Here is a 663-nt window from a genome sequence, read left to right as displayed (position 1 = left end):
GCCATGTCGGCCAGACCTTCGGCATACGCTTGTTGGGCCAGCACGGCAGTCGCAACACCGGCACCGGCCAGGGACTTGAGGAAACGTTTGGATGCTTGCATGGTCATTACTCCTTACGGATGAGGTGGAGAATCGCCCCGATCGGGTAGCCGAGCAGCCACACCGAAACGACCAGGGCGAAACCGATGGCGAAAGCCGAGCCGACCATTGCCGGGTCGATTTGGCTTGCGTCAAAGGGTTCTGGCACTTGGTGTACGAGCCACGTGCCGGAACACAGCGGCGCACCCTCGACAGTGACGTTAAGGGTGCCGTCGCACTGGAGGGTGTAAGCGCTCATTACTGGTTAACCGCCTTCGGCGCGGGGGCCGCTTGCGGTTGCTGGCGTTGCGAAGCGCTCTCCTGCTCCGGGCGCACCTCAGCGAGGCGCAGCGGAATACCCAGCAGGCTGTAACGAATGCGCGGGTTGTCCTTGTAGAAGGTGTCGATTTCGTCCTGATAGGGGGCGAAGACTTCGGCGCCCTTGTGCTGGCGGTAGGCATTGTGCAAGCCGCCTTTGAACTGCTCACCGCGTACGGAAAACTCCAGCAGTTCGGATACGTCAAAACCGTTACGGTTCTTACTCGTTACGGTAATGCCGACGATGGCGAAGGCCTTGTCGCCCTC

The 663-nt window shown here is 60.8% G+C and carries 2 protein-coding genes; both read right to left on the bottom strand.

The window, feature by feature from the left end:
- Nucleotides 1–106 precede the first annotated feature (106 nt).
- On the bottom strand, nt 107–337 hold the full coding sequence (locus tag ACFW0B_RS25890; protein WP_449151809.1) for a hypothetical protein: 231 nt from the start codon (nt 335–337) through the stop codon (nt 107–109).
- Nucleotides 337–663 (bottom strand): hypothetical protein (locus tag ACFW0B_RS25885; protein WP_449151808.1); only part of this gene is annotated, 327 nt, incomplete at its 5' end. The genes ACFW0B_RS25885 and ACFW0B_RS25890, both read right to left, overlap by 1 nt.

This window comes from Metapseudomonas phytobenefica (assembly GCF_043392685.1).
Lineage (GTDB): Bacteria > Pseudomonadota > Gammaproteobacteria > Pseudomonadales > Pseudomonadaceae > Metapseudomonas.
The sequence above is the reverse complement of the archived record's forward strand: the minus strand, read 5'-3'. Positions and strand labels throughout refer to the sequence as shown.